This is a genomic window from Pedobacter sp. SL55, from assembly GCF_026625705.1.
In the GTDB taxonomy this organism is placed as follows: domain Bacteria; phylum Bacteroidota; class Bacteroidia; order Sphingobacteriales; family Sphingobacteriaceae; genus Pedobacter.
Window position 1 is genome coordinate 3,653,568 of record NZ_CP113059.1, and the last position, 24,508, is coordinate 3,678,075.

The window sequence follows — 24,508 nt, forward strand, 5'->3', positions numbered from 1 at the left end:
ATAAAATATGGCAGGCAACTCATTCGGACAAATCTTTCGCATTACAACTTTTGGCGAATCTCACGGTACAGCAATTGGTGTTATTTTAGACGGATGTCCGGCAGGCTTAACAATAGATTTAGATTTTATCCAATCGGAACTAGATAAAAGGAAACCTGGTCAATCTAAAATTACTACCCAACGCAAAGAAAGCGATACTGTACAAATCTTATCAGGAACTTTTGAAGGAAAAAGCACGGGCACCCCCATTGCCATGCTAATCCCTAACGAAGATCAACGCAGTAAAGATTATGGCCACAATGTGGATGTTTACCGTCCGAGCCACGCAGATTACGTTTACGACGCTAAGTATGGCATTCGCGACCATCGTGGCGGAGGCCGTTCTTCGGCTAGAGAAACTGCTGCCAGAGTAGCTGCAGGTGCAATCGCAAAATTATTATTGAAACATCATGGCATCGATATTTTTGCTCATGTTACGGCCGTAGGTAAAATTAACGCACCTAATTTAGAAAGTGATCACATTGCTAAACTTTTAGAACTAAGAGAAGCCAACATTGTGCGCTGTGCAGACCCAGCTACGGCAAATGAAATGATAGCGTTTATTGATAGCATTCGTAAAGATGGCGATACCATTGGTGGTAAAGTTTCTTGTGTTATAAAAGGCTGCCCTGCTGGCTTGGGAGAACCCGTTTTCGATAAGCTACATGCTGATTTAGGTAAAGCAATGCTGAGCATCAATGCTGTACACGGTTTTGAATATGGTTCTGGCTTTGAGGGTACAGAATTGAGAGGCTCGGAACATAATGATGTGCCATTGCCAAAAACTCAGGATCAAAACCGTTTTAAAACCATCACCAATCATGCTGGTGGCATTTTAGGTGGCATTTCTAACGGCATGGACATTACTTTTAAAGTTGGCTTTAAACCGGTAGCTACCATTATGCACAACCAACAAACCATTAATGCAGCTGGCGAAGCATCAGAAATTAAAGGCAAAGGCAGGCATGACCCATGCGTAGTGCCAAGGGCTGTAGTAATTGTAGAAGCAATGGCAGCTTTGGTTTTGGCAGATCACTTTTTAAGAAATAAATCTTCTCAACTTTAAGTAAATGTAAAAGCTTACTTAGCGCTATCAATCGTATTTTGGCGCTCTACCGGTTTTGGTTTTATTGCATTTTAAACGATTTATCAATATCCGTAGTTTTGGGTATTCTTAATTATTTTACCATTGCATAAATTTATATTGTAAAATACAATCGAAAACAATATGAATAAAATTTTGAGAAGATGGTATTACTTATTATTCATTTACCCACTATTAATTGGTTGTCCGAGTAAAAAAACAGATCCAGCACCAGAAAAGCAAGCTACCGCCGAAGAAATTATGGTAGCTTGGGCGCAAGAAGTTGATTTCTCTAAAATTACTGTAAGTCCTGGCACTTGGAGTTATAAGGATATTATTTTTAACGATGGCAATGCTGCCCTTTTAGATAACGATAACCGCATTTTTTTTTCTTATGATAATGGCCTTACTTGGACAGAACGTATAAAAATAACTTCAAATACAGTACAGTGCGTTGCTTTAAAACCAGATGGCGAAAAAATCTTTGTTGGTGGCGTTAGTTTGGGCCCCTATACTTTTGGGGCAAAATTTTGGGTTTACAATTCTCCTAAAAATGGCACAGCAAACTTAGATTATACAGCCGAAGCCTCACTTTCACAATTAAACGACCCCATTAACCACGATTTTCAACGTGCGGTTTGGAATGGCGATGGTTCTGTTTATGCCAGCTTTGGCCGCAGTAGCAAAACCAATGGTTTTTTTGGCAACATCACTCCTGATGGACGTAAAATTTTCATCCGTCGTACGCCTTCGTTTTCGCGTATCAATGACAATACACCTACACAGGCGCCATCACACTGTGCTGGTTTTTACATCAAAAACAACAGCGAAATAACTACGCTGTGTACCTACGAATATATACCCTCTGGTATGACCAATGTACTTACTCCGTATCAATCTGGCAATAAAGGTTTTGGAAACAGTTGGCTCAACCTCTCGTTGTACTGGAAAGCCGACTTTGTTTACCATATTGGACAAGACCAAAGCGGAAAACACGCTGTATACGTATCGCAAGCCAACCGTTTGTTTTACGATGGAAAATACTTGATTACTCATAAAAACCTACTTGGCGAACTACAATGCGCATCAATAGACAATAACGGTTATTTATGGGTAGGCACCAGTAACGGCCTCTACAAAGCCACTAAAAAAATACCCGATTTACCTAAAACTGTATTCGACAAATAAGAAGTGGCCAAAATTTTTAATATATTGAAATAATTAGCTACATAGTAAAACCTGCCAGTATGAAAAATTTATTAACGATATTATTAATTGCCCTTACTGCATATAAAGTGCATGCCAATGATAACCGGCCAAACAACCTTACAGATACGGTTAAAGGCTTAAAACTTGTACCACATTTACATCCGCAAATACCTATCAAAGACAACAACCGCTCGGTAACCATCATTAATATTTACAACAAAGAATATGCAATTGTAGATAAAGAGGGAAAATTAGTTAAAAAGTTAAAAGACTTTAGCTACATAGATGTAGAGCCCTTTCATCAAGGTTTTATGCTTACAGCTACACTAAATAAGGTTGAAATTATAGATGAAAACGGAAAAAACATACACACGATTAAGCTTGATAAAAAAATGGTGCAAAATGTGGCCCACGTTGGCGAAAACATGTTTGCAGTAGAAATTTATGGAAAAAAATGGGCTTATTTTGATAAACAAGGCAAACAACTAACCGATTTTATATATGGCGAACCTTCTGCCTTTGAAAACGGTTTAGCTTTATTTAGCAATTCGAGAGGTGTGATGGATAAAAACCTAAATCAAGTTATACCTTCAAATATATACGATAAACTGATACTAAATTATACCGATAAAAATTTGATTTGGGCATCAAAACGCCAAAATTTCAAATCAAAAGTTGGATTGATAGACATTAATCAAAAGATCATTATACCTTTCGATTATACTTACCTGACATACAAAGGTAAAGGACTATTCATGTACAGCAAATTAGATTATGCCTATTCCGAGGTTCCGCTTTCGGGCCTGCTAACTATAGAAAATAAAATCATTTCTGACGAAGTTTTACCAAGAAGCATGAGCGAATTTGCCGACGATGGCACCGCAAAAATGAAGTTCGGCAACAAAGATTATGTAATTTTAACCAATGGTACATTTACCCCAAACGATGGAGAGCTAGAATTTCAAATTGCTAAAGCATCTATACCTGGTTACAATATCAACCATTGGCAAACCACCATAAAAAACTTACAACTCGGGATTAAAAAAAACAATAATAAAGCAATAAAATTATACGACAGCCTAAAAAACGAACCCACATTTTTAGCTCACAACCCAGAAATCAAAGACGAACACGAAAAATCGTTAGAAAAAGAGGCTAATTTGGGAAATGTAAACAGTATGCATCATTTAGGGCTTGCCTATTTAAAAGGCTCTAAACATTATCCAAAAAATACAGAAAAAGGGATACAGTGGCTTCAGCAGGCTAGCAATAAAAACCACCAAAAGGCCCTCTACGATTTGGTTTACCACTACATCAGAAACCTCGACGAGGTTAAAGCCCAAGAAGCATTAAGCAACTACAAAGGCCCTAAAAATTTTCAACTTGAGCAACTTTATGTTCCAGGAGGCCTATATCATACTTTGGCAAGATTTAGTGGCAAAGACGAGCAGAAACTAGAAAGCTACTACAGCAAAGCAATTGCTTTAGGCAATTTAGATGCGGCTTACGACTACGGTGTAAGACTAATTAGCAGTACCGATGCCAATAAAATAGCAAAAGGAATAAAAATAATGGAAAAGAACTGCCAAAAGGGACAAGTTAAGAGTATGACCATGTTAGGAAATTACTATAGCATTTATGCGAGCAACCCAACCAGGATAGATCGAAACAAATCTAACGCCTATTTTAACCTAGCCATAAATAGTAGAAAAGCCTCAATTTCTGAAAAAAGAGAAGCCGAAATAGGTATTCTGGAAAACAGAAAGAACGAACCTTTAGCCGTTGGTACAATAATAGAGATTAATAACCAGCGAAAAGCCATTGTTTTTAGAGACACGTTTGGTTTTAGAACCAATGATAATACCTATTACGCCTCTGCCCTATCTAACTATACCGATTTTAAAAATTATAACATTATTAAAGGAATAACTGGCACCAAAAAATGTGCAAGTTGCAATGGTACGGGTAAGCAACAAAAACAAGTAGTTTCTGGCTCTTACACCACAAAAGATGTAACCTATAAAACCGGAAGTACCATTAGTGGCGATAAAAAGATAACCACCACAACTACACATAACACTTACAAGTCTGTAGACGAGAAATGCTTGGTATGTAATGGAAACGGACTCGTAGCAAACTAACTTTAATAAAAACAAACTAAAATCATCTACTATGTTAAAAAAAACACTGCTTTTGGCATTATTTACGATATATAGCATTGCGTTAAATGCACAAATAAAAAAAGTACAATTGCTTGCCCACTGGCAACTCAGCCATTTTATAAATAAACAAATAAGTGAAAATGAACAGAAAAAAAGTTATGTGTTTATTGCTGATACACTAATATACAGCAGTGTACAGCGACAATTAAAAGGTACGTACCAACTAAATGAACAAACTGGCCAACTTGCGTGGCAGCCAACCTATAGTACAAGTCCTATTTTATTTACACTCATACACATTGATACCGACACCTTACATATTTCGCAACCCAGTATCAATGCAACTATTGGTGTTTTAATACGTAAAAAACAGTGAGCTTAAAAATCATTACTTTTTATCTATTGCTTTTGCCTTTACAAATTTGTGCACAAAAACCCATTACAGCCAAAGCAGCCTACACAAAAGCCAACAAGGCTAGTGCAATACAAAATTGGAACGAAGCGCTAAAATGGTACAAACTTGCTGCCCAAAAAGGCAATGCCGATGCCATGTACAATTTAGGCTATATGTACGAAAGTGGCCAGGGCATAGACCAAAATTACCCAGAAGCAATGAAGTGGTATAGAAAAGCAATTGCAAAAGGACAAACCAACGCCATGGTAGCATTGGGTATTATTTACCAAAACCACGATAGCTATACCGAAGCCGAAAACTGCTTTAAACTCGCAGCAGATAAGGGCAATACCGATGCCGAAGATTTGTTGGGCTATTTTTACTTTATCAAAGAACGCTATAAAGAAGCATTGGTTTGGTTAAACAAAGCCGCTATCAAAAATAAACCTATGTCTTTATACTACCTTGCCGAGATGTACTACAATGGTTACGAATTACAACAAGATCAAAAAAAGGCTAAACTTTATTTCGAAAAAGCAGCAGAAATGGGAGAAGAAAATGCAATATCAAAACTTAAAACAATACAATAAACCTATCTAAAGCAATCTAGCAACTAATTACAGAATTACTTTATTTGGCATTTATATTAGCTTAGCTTATGTGCAAATTTGGTAGCAAGTACAGAAACAGAGGCTTATCAAGTAAAAACTAAAGAAATCTTATTTCTGCGAGATGACCCAAAGATTTTACTTCTTAACGTTTTTCGTAAATTGTTTAGCTTATTTGTTTTTCAATGATTAACTAAAGTAAAACATTAAATACCGACTAGTACAATTATATCAAAACCGCCTCAAAAAAAACTATACAAACCCAACCCTTGCCAAACCTAGCTTATAGATGAAAAGTCAAAACCCACATCAACTAGCCTACGAGCAAAATAAATTAGCCAAAGAAATTTGGCATCAAAAAAACACAGTTTTAGTTTACCAGAGCAAACGTGAAAATGCGCTATGGTTTGTAAGTGTCATTAGTTTAGTAACCTCCTGCATTATTAACTATCTGGTTTGTACTGGAAAAATAAGTAATACCGACTTTTCTTCGCAACTATCTTATATTTTTTGGATGATAGCCTTTATAATTGCCGGCAATTTGCTAATGATAGTTTTATTGTGGATGCATGGAAAGTACCTTATAATGCTATCTATTTTACCTAACCAAATGATAGCAGTTACCAGCTGGAGCATTTGGGGCAAGCACCAAACAAAAACCTATACCAAAGCTAATTTCTGTGGCCATGTTAAGAGTTATGATGGTAAAAGCAATTTTTACAATATACCATCGGTTAATGCTCCTTTTGTTAAAATAAAAACGCTGCAAGGAAAAGTGTTTATAGTAGATTTACAAGGCGAATTTCCGCAAGGTATGCAAACATTTCTTGCTATTTTTAAATCATAAAACAAAGTCGATAAAAACTTAAATAACGTAAGTTCGGGATAAGAAAATTATGCTAATTGCTAGCGATAGCGCTTAAAATCTTCGTTCAGCTCATTTTCGGTCTCTTGTTTTTCGGGTCGCAGCAATAAGCCAAAGCACTTTCTTTGAAAGAAACCTGCGGAGCAAGCATGAAGACAATAAAAACAAAAAACTACACTGAATAAATAAGCAACCGAGAGTTTATCAGCAAAGCTGATGAGCTCCGTAAACTCCGGTTTTGTTACTTTTTGCGGTCAACCTGCGAAGCAAGCTTGAAGGCAATTAAAAACATAAAGAAATTCTGAAAAAAAGTAAGAGCCCAGCGGCGGCGAGCTAAAAAAATACGTTCAATGCGAATTTCTCAAGAATTGTAAAGACACTTAACTCGAACTCACGCTAAATAGTAACCATTTTTTTAAAGAAATGGTGTTATACCTTTTTCATTCTCTTAACTAACCTGTTACGCTTTACAATATCTTGATAAACGTAGTTAGAAAAATCTGCTAAGAACTTCAAAAACGTAATATTTTTTAAATACTTCATGATGAGAGGCTAAAAGTTTTTTAATATTCTTTTCTCAAAGATAAGCCATTAAAGCACATTTTTGTTACACAATGTACGAGAACACCATTTTAATAAACCAAAATACTTATTCAGTATATGAAGTGTAAAATATTCACTTATTTGAAATGAATTTTAGATAAGTACATACATCAACTTAAAAATAATCTCATTAAAAACTAAACAGATGAAATTTTAGTAAATTTATCATATAAAACAATACAATTAAACAACTTAAGAACATTTATATAAATACAAAGTTGATATTAAAAACTCGCTTTAACCCAAAATAATGTTATTAAAACTAAGCTTTAATAGCTAAAAAAATATCAACAAAAAATGAGCCCGATAAAAATCGAGCTCATGATATTACTAATTAATTACCAGTATAATTTTAGTAGAGTTTCGGATATCGGTCTGGATTAGTTTCGTTCATCATTTGATAAGCTGCCTCTACCACATCATCTACAGAAGGTTTTGAGAAATAATCGCCATCAGAACCATAAGGGGGGCGGTGTGCCTTTGCCGTTAAGGTTTGAGGTTTGCTATCTAACAAATAATAACCTTTTTGTACTTCTAAAATTTGCTGTAAGATAAATGCACTGGCTCCTCCTGGCACATCTTCATCTACAACCAAAAGTTTGCTAGTTTTCTGTAGCGATTGAGCACAAAGTTGATCTAAATCAAAAGGAAGCAACGTTTGCACATCTATTACTTCTATGGCAATGCCAAAACTTTCTAATTCTTCTGCAGCTTCTTCTACCAAGCGCAAGGTAGAGCCGTAGCTCACTACTGTGATGTCTTTACCTTCTTTAATCATTTCGGCTTTACCCAATGGCACGGTAAATTCGCCTACGTTGTTAGGGAGCTTTTCTTTAAGTCGATAGCCATTTAGACATTCGATAACCAAGGCTGGCTCATCAGCCCTAAATAACGTATTATACATTCCGGCTGCCTGGGTCATGTTACGAGGTACACAAATGTGCATTCCACGCAACGAACCTAAAATCATGCCCATTGGCGAACCCGAATGCCAAATCCCTTCTAACCTATGGCCACGACTTCTGATAATTAGCGGCGCCTTTTGCCCACCTTTGGTACGGTAAGAAAGTGTGGCTAAATCATCGCTAAGAACGGTAATGGCATACAATAAGTAATCTAAATATTGAATTTCGGCTATTGGCCTTAACCCTCTCATAGCCAAACCAATACCTTGCCCTACAATAGTAGCCTCCCTTATACCTGTATCATTTATCCTAGCTTCGCCATATTTAGCCTGCAAACCAGCAAAACCTTGGTTAACATCGCCTATGGCGCCTAAATCTTCCCCAAAAGCCACTAATCTGGCATCTCTTTCAAAATTAGCATCAAAGCAAGCGTTCAAAATTTCTCGTCCATCCAACATCTTGGTTTGCTCGTCATATTCTGCGGCAATAGCTATAGCTTTAAGAGGGCTTTCAATTCCATCGGTAAATAGCTTTGAATTATACAACTCGCTATAAACCTCAATCTTGCTTTCATACCATTTAATCAGCGTATCTCTATCTGCCGATGGCGAGTTTACGCTCTGCCTAATTGCTTTTCTAGCAGCAGAAACCACTTCTTTGCGTAAGGCATCGTGAGTTGAAGCTAGCTGAGCAGCAATTTTACTTAAGCCTGCATTGCCGTTAGCCATGTTATTGATCATCCGTACCACATCTGCCTGCTCTTGCTTAATTACATCCAAAAACTCATTCCAAGCTTCCTTCTGTATTTCTTTAACATATTTTTTAGCTGTTTCCTCTAATTCGTCTAGTTCTTCTTTAGTAGCAATGGCAGATTCGATCATCCATTCTCGCATTTTTGTGATGCAATCATGTTCTTTTTCCCAAGCCAAGCGTTCTTTACTTTTATAACGTTCGTGAGAGCCAGAGGTAGAGTGGCCTTGCGGTTGGGTAACTTCGGTAACGTGTATTAAAACAGGTACATGTTCATTTCTGCAAATTTCGATAGCTTTCAAATAAGTTTCGCATAAAGCGGGATAATCCCAGCCTCTAACCTTGAAAATCTCATAGCCTTTGCTACCCTCGTGGCGTTGAAAACCTTTTAAAATTTCGGAGATACTTTCTTTGGTGGTTTGATATTTTGCAGGTACAGAAATGCCAAAGCCATCGTCCCAAACAGAAATGGCCATTGGTATTTGCAATACGCCAGCAGCATTAAAAGCTTCAAAAAATACGCCTTCAGAAGTAGAAGCGTTGCCAATGGTACCAAAAGCAACTTCGCTTCCGTTTACAGAAAAATTCTTCAGGTAATCTAATTCCTTATTTTGTTTATAAAGTTTAGAAGCATAGGCTAAACCCACTAAACGAGCCATTTGTCCGCCTGTAGTAGAAATATCTGCCGAACTGTTTTTAACCGCTGTTAAATCACGCCAAGTACCATCATCATTTAATGATCTGGTAGCGAAATGGCAATTCATCTGCCGGCCTGCCGAAGCAGGGTCTGCATTCACATCTGGATTTGCGTATAATTGGGCAAAAAATTCCTTAATAGTAGATATGCCTGTAGCAAAGGCAAAAGTTTGATCTCTATAGTAGCCAGCACGCCAATCGCCTTTTTTAAAAACCTTGGCCATAGCCAATTGTGGCACTTCTTTTCCGTCGCCAAAAATACCAAACTTGGCTTTACCAGTAAGCACCTCTTTACGGCCTAATAAGCTCGCCTGCCTACTTTCTACGGCAATTCTGTAATCATCTATTACTATGGCTTTAAAAGCATCAAAACTTAGTTCAGATGCATCAATTTCATTGGTAATAACTTTCCCGACTGATCTCATAAGCTACAAGTTGGTTAAGTCGCAAAGATACAATTCTTTCCATACTTGACTTATCAATGCAGGCAAATAATATTTGGAATACTTTTTGTTTTGAATTATTAAACACTAAATTTGTTAGATACTAAATTAAAATAAACACACATGAAAAAGCTACTTTTTTTATTTGTTGCCCTAGTTGGATTAGGCCTTACCGCAAATGCACAAACTAAACCAGCAGAATTTAAGTTTGAGGCTGAAACTCACGACTTTGGAAAGATTAAACTAGACCAAGCTGTTAGCTACACCTTCAATTTTGTTAACGAGGGAGATGCTCCTTTAATCATTTCTAAAGTAGAGCCAACTTGTGGTTGTACTGTTGGCGAGTACACGCAAACACCTGTTAAAAAAGGAGAAAAAGGTTACATAAAAGTTACAGTAAAAAAATCAGGTTCGCCACTTCCTTTTAATATGGCGGTAACCGTAACTTCAAACGCCAGAACCACTACCAAAGCTTACTTTACCTTAAAGGAGAAACGGTAGCAAATGCCACTAAATAGTACGTTTTAATATTTTTTGGCGGCAAGTCATCCTTATCAGCCATCAAAACAAAAAAATTAAATAAATGAAAACCTCGTTATTGCAACGGGGTTTTTCTATTTTTGTGCCATGCCAAAAATATCAGAAAAAGGGGTTCAAATGCCCGCTTCGCCAATCAGAAAATTAACTCCATTTGCCGATAAAGCTAAAGCTGATGGCAAAAAAGTTTATCACTTAAATATCGGTCAGCCAGATATTGAAACCCCAGAAGGAATGTTAAATGCCATTAAAAACATTGATTTTAATGTTTGGGCATACACGCCATCTGAAGGCACATTGGCTTATAGAAAGAAACTTACCGAATATTATAACAAATTAGGCTACAACATTACGCCAGAAAACATTTTGGTAACTGTTGGTGGCTCGGAAGCTATTACCATTGCCATGCAAACTTGTGTAAACGAAGGCGATGAAATTATTATTCCAGAACCATTTTACGCCAACTACAATGGTTTTGCTTGCATGAGCAATGTAGTGGTTAAGCCTATTTTATCTTACATAGAAAACGGTTTCGCCCTGCCTCCTATCGCCGAATTTGAGAAATTAATTACTGAAAAAACCAAAGCAATAATTATCTGTAACCCAAATAACCCAACAGGATATTTATATAGTAAAGAAGAATTAGAAGCTTTAAAAGCACTTTGCTTAAAATACGATTTGTTCTTATTTTCTGATGAAGCTTACCGTGAGTTTTGTTATGATGGCCGTGAGTTTATCTCGCCTATGCACTTAGATGGTTTAGACGAAAACGTAGTGATTATGGATACGGTTTCTAAGCGTTACAGTGCTTGTGGTGCTCGTTTAGGCTGTCTAATCACAAAAAACAAGCAAGTAATTGCCTCTGGATTAAAATTTGCACAAGCTCGTTTAAGTCCGGGTATGGTAGAGCAAATTGCTGGTGCCGCTGCTGTAGATACACCAGACAGTTATTTTGAGGCAGTAAATAAAGAATATACTTTGCGTAGAGATACCTTGGTAAGCAGACTAAACAATATTGATGGCGTTTTTTGCCCTAACCCAGGTGGTGCTTTTTATGTGGTAGCTAAATTCCCTATTGATGATGCAGATAAATTTTGCCAGTGGATTTTAGAAAGTTTTGCGCACAACAACGCTACGGTAATGATGGCACCAGCTACAGGTTTCTATTCATCGGCAGGTTCTGGAAAAAATGAAGTGCGTATGGCCTATGTACTTAACGTTGATGACTTAAATGCTGCAATGGATTGTTTGGAACTGGCTTTACAACAATATCCGGGAAGAGTTTAACATAGTGGCTAGGAATTAGTGGTTAGGTAATAGTAGTCATTAAGCGCAAGGGATCAGGTATCAGTAATCATGTGATATAATTATTAGATAGTTGCTTAGTACTGTGCTATCCATTAACCCTTTATGCTTAACAATTAATCGTTTTAAAAACTAATTACTAGCTCCTAATACCTGACAACTAATTATTGGCATTTTATTTGTACTTTTGTAGTTCGGTTGGAGTTGGGTAGAATTTACTGATACCTGATTACTAACAACTGACTACTAAAAAAAGGGGCTGTTCTTGGATTTGACAGGGTGGCGCTGAATATGTAAGCATGCAGTGCGTTGTACGGAGAGCACTTTAAAGAGAACGTTCAAAACAATAATTGGCGAAAATAACTACGCCTTAGCTGCTTAATTTAGAATTAAGAAAGCTTTTGTCTCGCTAACTGCCGCATAGTTAGGTTAGCATTAGAGGCATCGAAATAACTACGCTAGCTTTTGTAGAGGTACGATACAATTGCGAAACAAAGTATCTAAGGATGTTGTCAAGGTCGGTTTCCAGCTGGGCACATCTCTAAAATTAATTGGAAAATAAGCACGTAGAAAGCATAATTTATCACACAACTGGACAAGGGTTCGACTCCCTTCAGCTCCACAAAATCCATTAAAAATCCGCGAAATTTCAAAAATATCGCGGATTTCTTTTTTTTCATACAAAACTAAATATTGTAATTATGATACTTTTAGCAGTTTGCACTTTCGCTAAGCAGGCCGCTGTCGACCTTATCAACAATCTTGGCCTTTGTAGTCGGATCAGAACAAAACCTGTGGACTAAGCAAATAATTGTTGGTCTTATAGTTTTTTATTTTCACTTCTATTTTGCTTGCTTTAGTGGCAAACTGATTCAATGAAAAGGAATTTCCTTTAAACGCAAAAAAAGCACCTAAAACAGATGCTTTTTAAATGTGGAGAATGCCGGATTCGAACCGGCCACCTCTTGCCTGCCAGGCAAGCGCTCTAGCCAAATGAGCTAATCCCCCATTGCGCTGGCAAATGTAAATATTTTACTTAATAACGCAAATTTAAAATAAAAAAAGGGAAGACTATCCAGTCCTCCCAAACACAATAACATAGTTAAGTAGAGAATAGACAAACATTACCCTACCGACTTAACCTAAATTTCTTCAAATTTATTACATGAAATAGCTTCATACAATACCTAAAAATGGGTATTTTATTTAATTTTTAGTGTAGCCTAGAATTAATTTTGCCGTTTTTTCTGACGCTCCAGCCTCTCCCATCAATTGGTGTAAATTTTCATAACCTACCAGCATTTTTGTTCTTCCACTTCCAGTAATAATGGCAACTAATTCTGTGGTTATTTTTTCTTTTGAGCAATCTTCTTGAATTAACTCGGTAACTATTTTTCTATCTACAATTAAATTAACCAAAGAAATAAACTTAATTTTAACCAGTAACCTAGCAATAGCAATAGAAACAGTGCCACCTTTGTAAACCACCACTTGCGGCACATTAAACAAAGCGGTTTCTAAAGTTGCAGTTCCAGATGCTACAATGGCAGCATGTGCATGGTGTAGTAAATCATAAGTTTGGTTAAATACCAATAAGGCGTTGTTTTCGCCTATAAATTGTTGGTAATACTCGGCAGTAAAAGTTGGAGCAGCGGCTATAACAAATTGATAATCGTCAAATTTGTTCATCACACTCAACATCACAGGCAATAACCTTTCTATTTCCTGTTTTCTACTTCCAGGCAAAAGCGCAATAATTGGTTGTGCTGTTAGTTTATTTTGTTCTCTAAAATCTTCATTCGCAGAAAAGTCAGAAATCTCATCTAACAAAGGGTTGCCTACATAATCTACCTCCATACCCCAATCTTTGTAGAAAGCAACTTCAAATGGCAAAATACAGAACATGTGATCAACAATTCTTTTGATTTTGAGTACCCGCTTTTGGTTCCAAGCCCAAACCTTTGGAGAAATATAATAACAAACTTTAATGCCATGTTCTTTGGCAAACTCAGCAATTTTCAAGTTAAAACCTGGAAAATCTATCAAAACCAATACATCAGGCTGGTAGGCTAATAAATCTGCTTTGCAGGCTTTTAGATTTTTAAAAATGGTACGCAGGTTAAACAATACCTCGGTAAAGCCCATAAAGGCCATATCTGCATAGTGCTTTACCAACTCTCCTCCTTCGGCCTGCATTTTATCGCCACCAAAGTACCTAAATTCGGCATCTAAATCCTCTATTTTTAGTGCTTTCATTAAATTGGCGCCGTGCAAATCGCCAGAAGCCTCGCCTGCTATTAAGTAGTATTTCATTGCTAGATATGAGTATTGAGATGTGAGATACGAGACATTACTTCTTAATGGATTAGTATTTAGAAAAAAAGTTCTCGGCTAACCGATTAACCAAATCAACAATTAACCAGTAAACACGCTAAACTTCCTGCATTATTTTATAGAAAAAGAAAACAAAGGCACATAAAAAAGTGGCGCTTACAATTCCTCGTCCAATATTTTCTTTATTGATTTTGTTGAAGTAATTTACCCAAACCAAATTAACCGCTACGCAACCAATAAGCAATAAATCTGCTTTTTTAAACACAGTAGTGTGGTGCATTAGGTACCAAGCAATAGAACCTAAAATTAACGGACTGCCCAAGCCAATGGCCAGGCCAACCAACACATGGTTTTTTATGGAATAAAATAGCTTTGCCATCCTATCCTAAATTAGCACCGTCGGCACCGGCTGTTTTTTTAGGTTGATCAACATCCCCGGTAAAATCCCAAGTATTTAAAATTTGGATGGCATGGTGCGCCGTTAAATCAAACTGTACAGGCACTACCGAGGCGTAACCATGATCTAAAGCCCAAACATCAGTATCTTCGCCCTTGTCATAATTTTCAAAAACTCCAGTTAACCAATAATATGGTCGGCGATAAGGGTCTTGGCGCTCGTCAAAATCTTCTGCCCATTTGGCATTGGCCTGCCTACAGATTTTTATTCCTTTAATTTGATCTCCTTTAGGGAAGTTTACATTTAGCAAAGTGCCTTCTGGTAATCCGTTAGCCAACACTTGCTCCGTAATTTGCTTGATGTATTTCTTGCAGTGCGAAAAATCGGCATCTTGCGCAAAATCATCCATAGAAAAGCCAATAGATGGAATTTTTTCTATCGCTCCTTCTACCGCTGCAGACATGGTGCCTGAGTAAATTACATTGATAGAGTTATTCAATCCGTGGTTGATACCCGAAACACATAAATCTGGCTTTTTACCTTTAAAAACTTTATTTACTGCTAATTTAACACAATCTACAGGCGTACCAGAGCATTTGTACATTTCAATTGGCGGATAAAGATTTACCTTATCAAACCGCAAAGGTTTACCAATGGCGATGGCGTGCCCCATTCCAGATTGTGGCCCGTCTGGCGCTACTACAGTCACATTTCCTATCTCGCTCATTACCTCAATTAGCGCTTTAATGCCCGTTGCGGTAATTCCATCATCGTTAACTACTAATATAGAAGGTTTAGTTTTCATTTTTATGATTTTTTATTTGTGGATGAATGACTGTTGTCTATTTACATAGATCATATTGGAAAAGCCACTACAGTTCGCACCCTCAAAAATACAAGATTTTATGCGAATAGCCCCAACTCAAACTTTTTAATTCTGTGCAACATCACTTAAATATAATTGTCTTTGTATATTTGAATGATAACTTATTTCAACATGAAAATAAAACTAATACTATTTGCGTGCCTGCTTTTTGTAGGTTCAAATTTAGTAGCCCAAACGGCCACTTACCAGTGGAAAACGGCTACCGCGGGCGGTTACACTTACAAGTATGTAACCAACGACCCTTCTAAAACACGTTTCTATACACTCAAAAATGGCTTGACGGTAATTTTATCGCCAAACTACAAAGAACCAAAAATTGAGTATCGCATGAGCATTAGAGCTGGTAGCAATACCGACCCTAAAAATGCCACTGGTTTAGCACATTATTTAGAGCACCTTTTGTTTAAAGGAACCGATAAATTTGGTACTGCCGATTGGGCAAAAGAGAAACCTTTATTGGCTAAAATAGATGCGCTGTACGAAAAGTATAACAAAACCACCGACCCAGCGCAACGTAAAGAGATTTACAAAGAAATAGATAAAGTTTCTGGCGAGGCATCTAACTTCTCTATTGCAAACGAGTATGATAAAATGATGCAAGGCATTGGCGGCAACTCTACCAATGCACACACTTGGTACGAAGAGACCGTTTACAACGAAGATTTCCCTTCTAACGCCACTGATAAGTTTTTAGCTATTCAAGCAGAGCGTTTCCGCAACCCGATCTTCCGTATTTTCCACACCGAGCTAGAGGCTGTTTACGAAGAGAAAAACAGAGGCTTAGACAACGACAGCTGGAAATTGGATGAAGAAATGATGGCGAAATTGTTTCCTACACATAACTACGGGCAACAAACTACCATTGGTACTATTGAGCATTTAAAAAATCCATCGTTGGTAGAAATTAGAAACTACTATAATAAATACTACGTACCTAACAACATGGCACTCATTTTAGCTGGCGATTTAAACCCAGATGAAATGATCAAGAAAGTAGACAAGGCTTTTAGTTATATGATTGCTAAACCAGTTAGCCTTTATAACCCAGCACCAGAAAAACCATTAACGCAAATCCAAAAAGTTGATGTTTATGGTCCAAGTGCCGAAGCTGTAGAAATCTACTATCGCGGATACGCCCAAAATACCAAAGAAAGTTTAATGCTTTCGCTAATTAGAAGTATTTTAACTAATGGAAAAGCCGGTTTGTTTGACATTAACTTAAACAAACAACAAAAGGTTTTGAAAGCAAATGCTTCTTACCAACAAATGAAAGATTATGGTGTGTTCAACTTATCGGCACAGCCAAAACAAGGACAAAGTTTAGATGAGGTAACCAAACTTTTATTGGAGCAAATACAAGCTTTAAAAGATGGCAAGTTTGATGACGAATTGTTAAAGGCTATTGTTGCAAATGGAAAACTCAGTTTCTTACAGGCTTTTGACAACAACGGAAGAAGAACAGATAACCTCTCTAATGAATTTATCTTAAACAGAGGTACTGGCTGGGATAAATCATTAGCAGAATTAGATGAAACTGCTAAAATTACCAAAGCACAGGTAGTAGCTTTTGCTAAAACTTTCTTTAAAGACAACTACGTAATTGGTTACAAACACAAAGGCGAAGACAAAAATACCATTAAGGTAGAAAAACCAGCTATCACACCTATCAATGCTAACGCTGGCCTTACTTCTCCGTTTGTAAAAAATATTTTAGAAGCCCCAATTAAGCCAATTGCGCCTAAGTTTTTAGACTACCAAAAAGACATCACTTTTGGCAAATCGGGCATTGCAGAAGTAATGACTATTAAAAATACAGAAAACGCTATCTTTAGAATGAGTTACCGTTTTAATATGGGTACTAACAACTACAAGCTGTTGCAATATGCAGCCTCGTATTTGCCTTTCTTAAGTACTGATAAATATACTGCCGAAGAACTAAGCAAGCAGTTTTACAACATTGCTTGTACTTACAGTTTAAATGTTGGTACAGAAACTACCACCATTAACGTTAGTGGTTTGCAAGAGAACTTTGATAAAGCAGTAGCTTTGGTTGAGCACATTTTTGCCAATGTAAAAGCAAACGAAAAAGCATTGGCAGAGCTGAAAAGCAGCATCTTAAAATCTAGAGAGAATGCCAAACTAAACAAAGGTGCCATTATGAATGGCTTAACTTCCTATGCACAATACGGCAGTTTAAATCCTTTTAACAATGTTTTAAGTAACGAAGATGTAAAGAACATTAAAGCAGAAGATTTAATTTACACCCTTAAAAACTTAAACAACTACGAGCATGTAATTACCTACTATGGACCTAAAGATTTAGCGGCGTTTACAGCGAACATCCAAAAGGCGCATGCTTTGCCTAAAGAATTTACGCCAGCTGCACCAGCTAAAACCTACACCTATACCGTGCAAGACTCTAACAAAGTTTACTTTGCCAATTACGATATGGTACAATCAGAAATACGTTGGTTAAGAAATACAGGTTTATACAACAAAGCAGATGGTGCAAATATAGAAGTATTTAACAACTACTTTGGCGGTGGCATGGGTTCGGTAGTTTTCCAAACCATTAGAGAGTCTAAAGCATTGGCTTATTCTACTTTCGCTACCTATGCATCGCCAGATAGAGCAGATAAGCAATACAGCATGGTAGCTTACGTGGGTAGCCAAGCAGATAAAATGAACGATGCAGTTGCCGGCATGAACGAACTTTTAAATGTATTGCCTAAAAGCGAGAAAACATTTGAAGGCGCTAAAACTAATTTATTGGCCAATTACGAATCAGACAGGGTGTTGAAAGATGCTATTTTTGGTTACTATTTTGCCGATAAAAAGTTAAGTTATAATTACGATTCTAGAATAGATAGATACAAAGAAATTAAGCCAATCACTTTTGATAACATCAACACTTTTCATCAACAAAAAATAGCTAACAAGCCTTATACTTATTTAATTGTGGCTTCAGATAAAAGAGTGAAACAAGAAGATATGGCTAAATTTGGTGCCGTTAAAACCTTAACTTTAGAAGAGATTTTCGGTTACTAAGCATATCACTAATTACTTAGGTGCTGTAAAGAGCTCCAAACCCCCAAAAGTTTAAATGCTATTGGGGGTTTTTAATTTTCTAAATTGATGTTCTGGCTTATGCCACATTGGCGAGGACGAAAATGTTTAAACTGACTTTGTCGGCGTTCCCGCTAACAAATAATAGGTTTCGAATACCTTTAATTTATCAGCTAAATAAAAAAATAGGCTGGATATTAAACCCAGCCTATAATAAAGTTGATTAAAATTAAAGCATCAAAGCCACTTTACGCCTGATACCTGAAGACTCTTAAAAAGAAATCTCTTTACCAAAAAGCTTGTTGTACTTACGTTTATCGAACTTATACAAAGTAGCTGCCCTAAAAGAAACGCCTCGCTGTTTTTCTTCCAGCTCTTTCAGTACCTTAAAGCTTAAAATCTTTTTCCTGAAATTACGTTTATCTAGCTTTTTGCCCAAAATTAACTCATAAACACTTTGCACTTGGGTAAGCGTAAATTTCTCCGGCAACAACTCGAAAGCTAAAGGCAGGTGTTTAATTCTGCGCTTAATTTTTTCTAAACCTTTGTTTAAAATATGCTGATGATCAAAAGCCAATTTTGGCAGTGTAGCCACATTTACCCATTGTGCTTTTTTAGCGTAGCTACTTAAAGGCTTCAAAGGTTTATCTCCTCCTAACCTTAACATGGCATAGTAGGCTACCGAGATTACCCTACCTTGGGGATGCCTATCTACATCGCCAAAAGCATAATATTGCTCCATGTAGATATCGCCCAAGCCCGTAAGCTCTTTTAAGATACGTTGCGCCGATTGGTCTACACTTTCGTCTTTGCCAACCAAATTACCAGGCAAAGCCCACCAATCTTTAAATGGATCTTCGTTACGCTCAATGAGCAAGATTTTTAATTCTGTACCATCAAAACCGAAAAGCACACAATCTATAGAGACTGCAAAATCGAAACCGGGGGTATTTTCTATCAAAACTGAGGTTTTAAAAGTTTAAAATTTGAAACAAAATAAAGACACTTATTTCGTTAATTCATAAATTTTTTGAAAAAAAATTACTTAGTGTAAAAAATACACGTTATATTCGTGTAATCAGAATGAAACCAAATATCAAGAACATAGCAGTATTGACCTCTGGAGGCGATGCGCCAGGCATGAATGCCTGCATTAGAGCTGTTGTGCGCACTGGAATTTATCATGGCAGAAACATGTTCGGTGTAGTACAAGGCTACCAAGGTTTAATTAATAACAACATTATTTCAATGAACGCCCGTTCTGTAAGCAATATTTTACACATGGGCGGCACCATCCTTAAAACAGCCAGATGTCTGGAGTTTAAAGAAGATGCTGGAATGGAAATCGCTTTTAAGCACTTAAAGGAAAAAGAGATTGATGGATTAGTAGTCATTGGCGGCGATGGTACTTTTACCGGAGCAAAAAGATTCGGCGAAAAGTTTGGCATCAACGTAATTGGCGTACCAGGCACCATAGATAACGATCTTTATGGCTCAGATTTTACTTTAGGTTATGATACCGCTATTAATACGGTAATAGAAGCTATAGATAAGATTAGAGACACGGCCGATCTGCACGACAGGCTATTCTTTATTGAAGTAATGGGCCGCGATTCGGGCTGCATCGCTCTGCGAAGTGCCATTGCCAGCGGTGCTGAAGCTGTACTTTTACCTGAAAGAGAAACCTCATTAAAAGAGTTAATTACCAAACTGAAAGCAGGTGCTTCTACTAAAAAATCATCGAGCATTGTAATTGTTTCTGAGGGAAATAAATACGGCGGTGCTTACGATATTGCCAAAGCTGTAAAACGCAAGTTTACCCATTACGATACCAAAGTAACCATTTTAGGGCACCTGCAACGTGGTGGTAGCCCTAGCGGTTTCGACAGGATTTTGGGCAGTCGTTTAGGTTTTGCCGCTACCAATGCACTTATCAATGGCGAATCTATGAAAATGGTAGGTTTAAAAGGCAACGAAATTGGTCTAACCTCATTAAACGAAGCGCTGAGTGGCAAAAGCAACTACAAGTTAGAAGACGACTTACTGGAAATGACACATGTATTATCTATATAGTGGAGAGCAGAGATGATTGCAGTAGTATATAGCGGATCGAAAAATGCTTGCTGGAAAATATGGCAAGATGGCACCACCATGATTGAAACACATACGGCGAGTGTAAACCCGTGTTTTAATGACCCGAAGCAAATACGCCAGTTATTAAGCAAAAACATTACCTTGATACACAACGCAGAAAACATTAAGAAAATCTATGTTTTTGCTGCTGGGGCTTCGGCCAAAGATAAACAAGACGAATTAGCCAGTACATTGGAGGCTTTTTTTGTAAACAGCAAAATAAAGGTAAGAGATGATGTGTATGGCGCCGCCATTGCAGCCTGCCACGATAAAACAGGTATTGTGGGTATTTTAGGCAGCGGAGCCAACTGCGCCTATTATAATGGTAAGAAACCAGAAAACAATAACTATGGCTTAGGCTATATACTGGCAGATGAAGGCTCGGCCAATTATTTTGGGAAAATGCTATTGAAGAATTTTCTGGAAGATAAAATTCCGGCAGATTTAAAAACGAAAATGGCCAACCAATACAGTCTAGATAGGCCAACTATTTTAGAAAGAGTATACAGGAAACCACAAGTACAAACTTACCTTGCCTCATTTTTAGAATTTTATATCGAAAACAGGGAGCATAAATTTATTGAAACACTGGTATTACAAGGTTTCGAGAAATATTTCAGCACCTATATTATCCCTACTTTAGAAAAACACCCTGATGAAGAAATTCACTTTGTAGGCTCGGTAGCTGGTGCTTTTCAAGATCAACTTAGAGAAATAGCTAAAAAATATAACATCCAAATTATGTCGGTTACGAAAGAGCCAATACATAACATATTAAATTATTACAAGAATTAAATAAATGAAACCGTTTGCTTAAAACAGCTTCATTACCAATAAATAATAAAACAATAAAAAGATGAAACCGTCCATTTCGGAAAGCTTCATTACCATTAAAAATCATAATTAATAAAAAGATGAAAATAGGAATTAACGGGTTTGGCCGTATTGGCCGTTTAGCCTTTAGAGCCGCTGTAAAACGCAATGATATCGAAGTTGTTGGTATCAACGACTTGGTAGAGCCAGATTACATGGCTTATATGCTGAAATATGATTCTACACACGGCCAGTTTGATGGCACAGTAGAAGTAAAAGATGGCAACTTAGTAGTAAATGGAAAAACAATCCGCGTAACTGCAGAGAAAGATCCAGCAAACTTGAAATGGGATGCAATTGGTGCTGAGGTAATCATCGAGTCTACAGGTTTATTCTTAACACAAGAAACAGCTCAAAAACACATCGATGCTGGTGCTAAGAAAGTAATTATGTCTGCTCCTGCTAAGGATGACACCCCTACTTTTGTAATGGGTGTAAACCACACAACATTAAAAGCAGATCAGAACATCGTTTCTAACGCATCATGTACTACCAACTGTTTAGCACCAATTGCTAAGGTATTAAACGATAAATATGGTATTTTAGAAGGTTTAATGACTACAGTTCACGCGGTAACTGCTACTCAAAAAACAGTTGATGGCCCTTCGGCTAAAGACTGGAGAGGTGGCCGTGGTGGTTTCTCTAACATCATCCCTTCTTCTACTGGTGCTGCTAAAGCAGTAGGTTTGGTATTACCTGAGTTAAAAGGAAAATTAACCGGTATGTCGTTCCGTGTACCTGTGGCTGACGTTTCTGTAGTAGATTTAACTGTACGCTTAGAAAAAGGTGCTTCTTATGAAGATATCAAAGCTACTATGAAAGCAGCTTCTGAAGGCGAATTAAAAGGTATCTTAGGTTACACTGAAGATGAAGTTGTTTCTTCAGATTTCTTAGGCGATGCTCGTACTTCAATATTTGATGCTAAAGCTGGCATCTCATTGAGCGATAACTTCGTAAAAGTTGTTTCTTGGTACGATAACGAGTGGGGTTATTCTAACAAGATCATCGATCTAGCTCAAGAAGTAGCTAAGCATATCTAAGCTTATCCAAACCCAAAAATAGAAGGCGGTACTGAGAGGTACTGCTTTTTTTTGTTGCTATGCATTTTGGATTAACCACAAAGACACGAAGAACGCAAAGGATTTTTATGGAGTTAGCGTGAAATTGCGATATAAATCGACTTCATAAGATTAATATCTTTTTTTATTTGTGCATCTGTGGCAAACCAAAAAATAGAAACCAATATTGCAAAAGCATTGTTTTTTTTGTTGCTATGCATTTTGGATTAACCACAAAGACACGAAGAACGCAAAGGATTTTATTGAATTGGAGTTAAATTGCGATATAAATCGAACTCATAAGATTAATATCTTTTTGATATTTTTGCATCTGTGGCAAACCAAAAAATAGAAACCAATATTGCAAAGCATACTGCTTTTTTTGTTGCTATGTATTTTGGATTAACCACAAAGACACGAAGAACACTAAGGTTTCTATGGAGTTAGCGTGAAATTGGGATATAAATCGACTTCATTAAATTAATATCTTTTCGATATTTGTGCATCTGTGGCAAACCGCCCACATCAATGTTAACAAAAGTTTAATACACTATTATCAAATCTATTTTTTAAAAAATTTTATAATCTGTTTCGCATTTTTGCGTTGTTATATCAGTTTTTGCGGAGCATAGCTGCACATAGTAAAGAATTTCATTATTGAAAATGTCTTTTTTTGCATAAACAAGCATACAAAAGTCATAAAAATGTCATAACAGCTGACAAAATAAAATTTTCTTAGTGTAATATTTACACTAAGAAAAATAATACCTACATTTGTAGTGTTGATTAAGATCAACCACAAGAAAAGATAAAAGTCCCGTAAGGGAATAAAGAGCAACCCGTTCATACAGGTTTATATTTGGTTAGAAAGAGAGACAAGCTTGGATGAGTTGTCTCTTTTCTTTTTTATAGAGGTTTTTGGCCCCTTAAACCACTTTAAAGCTATATACAGCTATTTCCTGCTAAAAGTTTAATTCCTACAACGCTTCCTGTTATTAATCTATTTGTTATCTATTTTGTTGGAATTTGTTGGAACATTTGTTGGAATAATTCCGCTTCAAATATAGGCCTCCTCAGCCATACTAAAGTAGTTATTCTCTGAAATTATCAAATGGTCATGTAGTTCAATATCCAATAGCTTAGCCGCATCTTTCAATTTCTTAGTTATTCGTATATCATCACTAGATGGTCTTAAATTGCCACTAGGATGATTATGTGCTAAAATGATACTTGTTGCTGTCGACTTCAAAGCAATTGCAAATACTACCCTAGTATCCATTACCGTTGAACTTCCTCCGCCTTTCGATAAGTCCACTATTCCTAACACCCGATTGTTTCGATTTAGTAATATCATTTTAGCTTGTTCTAAGAAGTTAATCAAGTTCTTATCCCAATTAACTAATTAGCAAGTCATACGCTTGCTTAGAACTACTAATTTGAGGTCGCTCTTGCGATTTAAAATGTGGTTTGTAGCTTAGTTGCACTTCTGCAACGTTAAAGAATTCTGTTTGCTCCATATGATTTTAATTAATTATGGAACAGCAGCAACCTTTCTCAACAACTAAGCAAAGGAGGAACGGAATAAATAGGTTGTGCGCAAATGCCACGGGAGCGTTTATGCCGTAGTTCCTTTAAGCGTGTTGGGGAGAAAGGTTAAATTTGAGGAGTAATTGATAAATAACGTTTCGGGCTTTGCGTTGGGGTAGGTTTTGGAGCACAAAACTGTCAACCAGAACGCAAAGTGTGTGTTAGCAAACGTTTTCATCTATATGTTTTCTGCTAAAATATCTTTTATCTGGCTTTGGCTAATAGGTTTTATTAAGTAATTACTTGTCAAGCTATATTTTTTTGCTTTTTCAATATCAGCTTCATTATTTGAACTAGTCAGAATGTATATTGTTATAGGTTTTTCAATTGGTATTTTTGTAAACTCATCTAAAAACTGCCATCCATCCCAAACGGGCATATTTAAATCCAAGAAAATTATTTTTGGTAGTTTTTCTTTATCCGTAACTAATTTTTGCAGCGTGTCAAACGCATCTTTTCCGTTATTGCAAACGATAATCTTTTCAACATGACCTGATAGCTCAATATATTTTTTTGTAATAAATACATGAGTTGGGTCATCGTCTACTATGCATACAAGGTCTATTTTTTTCAT

20 protein-coding genes, 1 tRNA gene and 1 other RNA gene are annotated in these 24,508 nt (G+C 36.8%); 13 read left to right on the forward strand and 9 right to left on the reverse strand.

The genetic code is table 11. From position 1 onward, the window contains the following. Positions 1–7: 7 nt before the first annotated feature. The 6 genes from aroC to OVA16_RS16345 all read left to right on the forward strand — a co-directional run bounded on the left by aroC (position 8) and on the right by OVA16_RS16345 (position 6,343). A complete protein-coding gene (gene aroC, locus OVA16_RS16320; RefSeq protein WP_267761593.1) occupies positions 8–1,105 on the forward strand; it encodes a chorismate synthase in 1,098 nt (365 codons plus the stop codon). A gap of 162 nt (positions 1,106–1,267) precedes the next feature. Further along, the gene (locus tag OVA16_RS16325) at positions 1,268–2,311 is read left to right on the forward strand and encodes a hypothetical protein (RefSeq protein WP_267761595.1); all 1,044 of its coding nucleotides are present in this window, start codon (positions 1,268–1,270) and stop codon (positions 2,309–2,311) included. 59 nt (positions 2,312–2,370) lie between these two features. Continuing rightward, positions 2,371–4,473 (forward strand): tetratricopeptide repeat protein, encoded by a 2,103-nt coding sequence (locus OVA16_RS16330; RefSeq protein WP_267761597.1) that lies wholly within the window; start codon positions 2,371–2,373, stop codon positions 4,471–4,473. A gap of 31 nt (positions 4,474–4,504) precedes the next feature. After that, positions 4,505–4,870: a hypothetical protein gene (locus OVA16_RS16335; RefSeq protein ID WP_267761599.1), complete on the forward strand. Its 366-nt coding sequence runs from the start codon at positions 4,505–4,507 to the stop codon at positions 4,868–4,870. Further along, entirely contained in the window at positions 4,867–5,478 is a 612-nt protein-coding gene (locus OVA16_RS16340) for a tetratricopeptide repeat protein (RefSeq protein WP_267761601.1), read from the forward strand. The genes OVA16_RS16335 and OVA16_RS16340 overlap by 4 nt, the downstream gene beginning before the upstream one ends. Before the next feature lie 307 nt (positions 5,479–5,785). Then, entirely contained in the window at positions 5,786–6,343 is a 558-nt protein-coding gene (locus OVA16_RS16345) for a hypothetical protein (protein WP_267761604.1), read from the forward strand. A 973-nt stretch (positions 6,344–7,316) separates the two neighbouring features. On the opposite strand, the gene OVA16_RS16350 is transcribed toward OVA16_RS16345, so the two are convergent. Next, complete coding sequence (locus OVA16_RS16350; RefSeq protein ID WP_267761606.1) at positions 7,317–9,740, reverse strand: alpha-ketoacid dehydrogenase subunit alpha/beta; 2,424 nt, start codon at positions 9,738–9,740, stop codon at positions 7,317–7,319. Positions 9,741–9,881: 141 nt separating this feature from the next. On the opposite strand from OVA16_RS16350, the gene OVA16_RS16355 reads away from it, so the two are divergent. From OVA16_RS16355 to ssrA, 3 genes are all read left to right on the forward strand, one after another. Next, entirely contained in the window at positions 9,882–10,259 is a 378-nt protein-coding gene (locus OVA16_RS16355) for a DUF1573 domain-containing protein (protein ID WP_324288432.1), read from the forward strand. A gap of 126 nt (positions 10,260–10,385) precedes the next feature. Continuing rightward, positions 10,386–11,582 (forward strand): pyridoxal phosphate-dependent aminotransferase, encoded by a 1,197-nt coding sequence (locus tag OVA16_RS16360; protein WP_267761609.1) that lies wholly within the window; start codon positions 10,386–10,388, stop codon positions 11,580–11,582. A 273-nt stretch (positions 11,583–11,855) separates the two neighbouring features. Continuing rightward, positions 11,856–12,225: a transfer-messenger RNA gene (gene ssrA, locus OVA16_RS16365) on the forward strand. A gap of 309 nt (positions 12,226–12,534) precedes the next feature. Here the strand turns inward: ssrA and OVA16_RS16370 are convergent. From OVA16_RS16370 to surE, 4 genes are all read right to left on the reverse strand, one after another. Next, a tRNA-Ala gene (locus tag OVA16_RS16370) sits at positions 12,535–12,608 on the reverse strand. 198 nt (positions 12,609–12,806) lie between these two features. Continuing rightward, on the reverse strand, positions 12,807–13,913 hold the full coding sequence (lpxB, locus tag OVA16_RS16375) for a lipid-A-disaccharide synthase (protein ID WP_267761612.1): 1,107 nt from the start codon (positions 13,911–13,913) through the stop codon (positions 12,807–12,809). 118 nt (positions 13,914–14,031) lie between these two features. Next, positions 14,032–14,313 (reverse strand): stationary phase survival protein SurE, encoded by a 282-nt coding sequence (locus OVA16_RS16380; protein ID WP_267761614.1) that lies wholly within the window; start codon positions 14,311–14,313, stop codon positions 14,032–14,034. Between the two features lies 1 nt (position 14,314). Next, complete coding sequence (surE, locus tag OVA16_RS16385) at positions 14,315–15,136, reverse strand: 5'/3'-nucleotidase SurE (RefSeq protein ID WP_267761616.1); 822 nt, start codon at positions 15,134–15,136, stop codon at positions 14,315–14,317. A 192-nt stretch (positions 15,137–15,328) separates the two neighbouring features. Here surE and OVA16_RS16390 point away from each other — a divergent pair, with 192 nt between their 5' ends. Continuing rightward, entirely contained in the window at positions 15,329–18,265 is a 2,937-nt protein-coding gene (locus OVA16_RS16390; RefSeq protein ID WP_267761619.1) for a M16 family metallopeptidase, read from the forward strand. Positions 18,266–18,554: 289 nt separating this feature from the next. Here OVA16_RS16390 and OVA16_RS16395 read toward each other — a convergent pair whose 3' ends face one another. After that, the gene (locus OVA16_RS16395; RefSeq protein WP_420712328.1) at positions 18,555–19,244 is read right to left on the reverse strand and encodes an NUDIX hydrolase; all 690 of its coding nucleotides are present in this window, start codon (positions 19,242–19,244) and stop codon (positions 18,555–18,557) included. A gap of 122 nt (positions 19,245–19,366) precedes the next feature. On the opposite strand from OVA16_RS16395, the gene pfkA reads away from it, so the two are divergent. The 3 genes from pfkA (at position 19,367) to gap (ending at position 22,329) form a co-directional block, all read left to right on the forward strand. Beyond that, entirely contained in the window at positions 19,367–20,356 is a 990-nt protein-coding gene (gene pfkA / locus OVA16_RS16400; protein ID WP_267761622.1) for a 6-phosphofructokinase, read from the forward strand. Between the two features lie 12 nt (positions 20,357–20,368). Further along, positions 20,369–21,211, forward strand: coding sequence for a hypothetical protein (locus OVA16_RS16405; protein WP_267761625.1), 843 nt, complete (start codon positions 20,369–20,371; stop codon positions 21,209–21,211). 119 nt (positions 21,212–21,330) lie between these two features. Beyond that, positions 21,331–22,329 carry a type I glyceraldehyde-3-phosphate dehydrogenase gene (gap, locus tag OVA16_RS16410; RefSeq protein WP_267761628.1) on the forward strand — a complete coding sequence of 333 codons (999 nt, stop codon included), beginning with the start codon at positions 21,331–21,333 and terminating at the stop codon, positions 22,327–22,329. A 1,075-nt stretch (positions 22,330–23,404) separates the two neighbouring features. On the opposite strand, the gene OVA16_RS16415 is transcribed toward gap, so the two are convergent. The 3 genes from OVA16_RS16415 to OVA16_RS16425 form a co-directional block, all read right to left on the reverse strand. Beyond that, positions 23,405–23,662 carry a JAB domain-containing protein gene (locus tag OVA16_RS16415; RefSeq protein WP_267761630.1) on the reverse strand — a complete coding sequence of 86 codons (258 nt, stop codon included), beginning with the start codon at positions 23,660–23,662 and terminating at the stop codon, positions 23,405–23,407. Positions 23,663–23,741: 79 nt separating this feature from the next. Beyond that, positions 23,742–23,864, reverse strand: a complete 123-nt coding sequence (locus OVA16_RS16420; protein ID WP_267761632.1) for a hypothetical protein — start codon at positions 23,862–23,864, stop codon at positions 23,742–23,744. 248 nt (positions 23,865–24,112) lie between these two features. Beyond that, a complete protein-coding gene (locus OVA16_RS16425; RefSeq protein WP_267761634.1) occupies positions 24,113–24,508 on the reverse strand; it encodes a response regulator in 396 nt (131 codons plus the stop codon).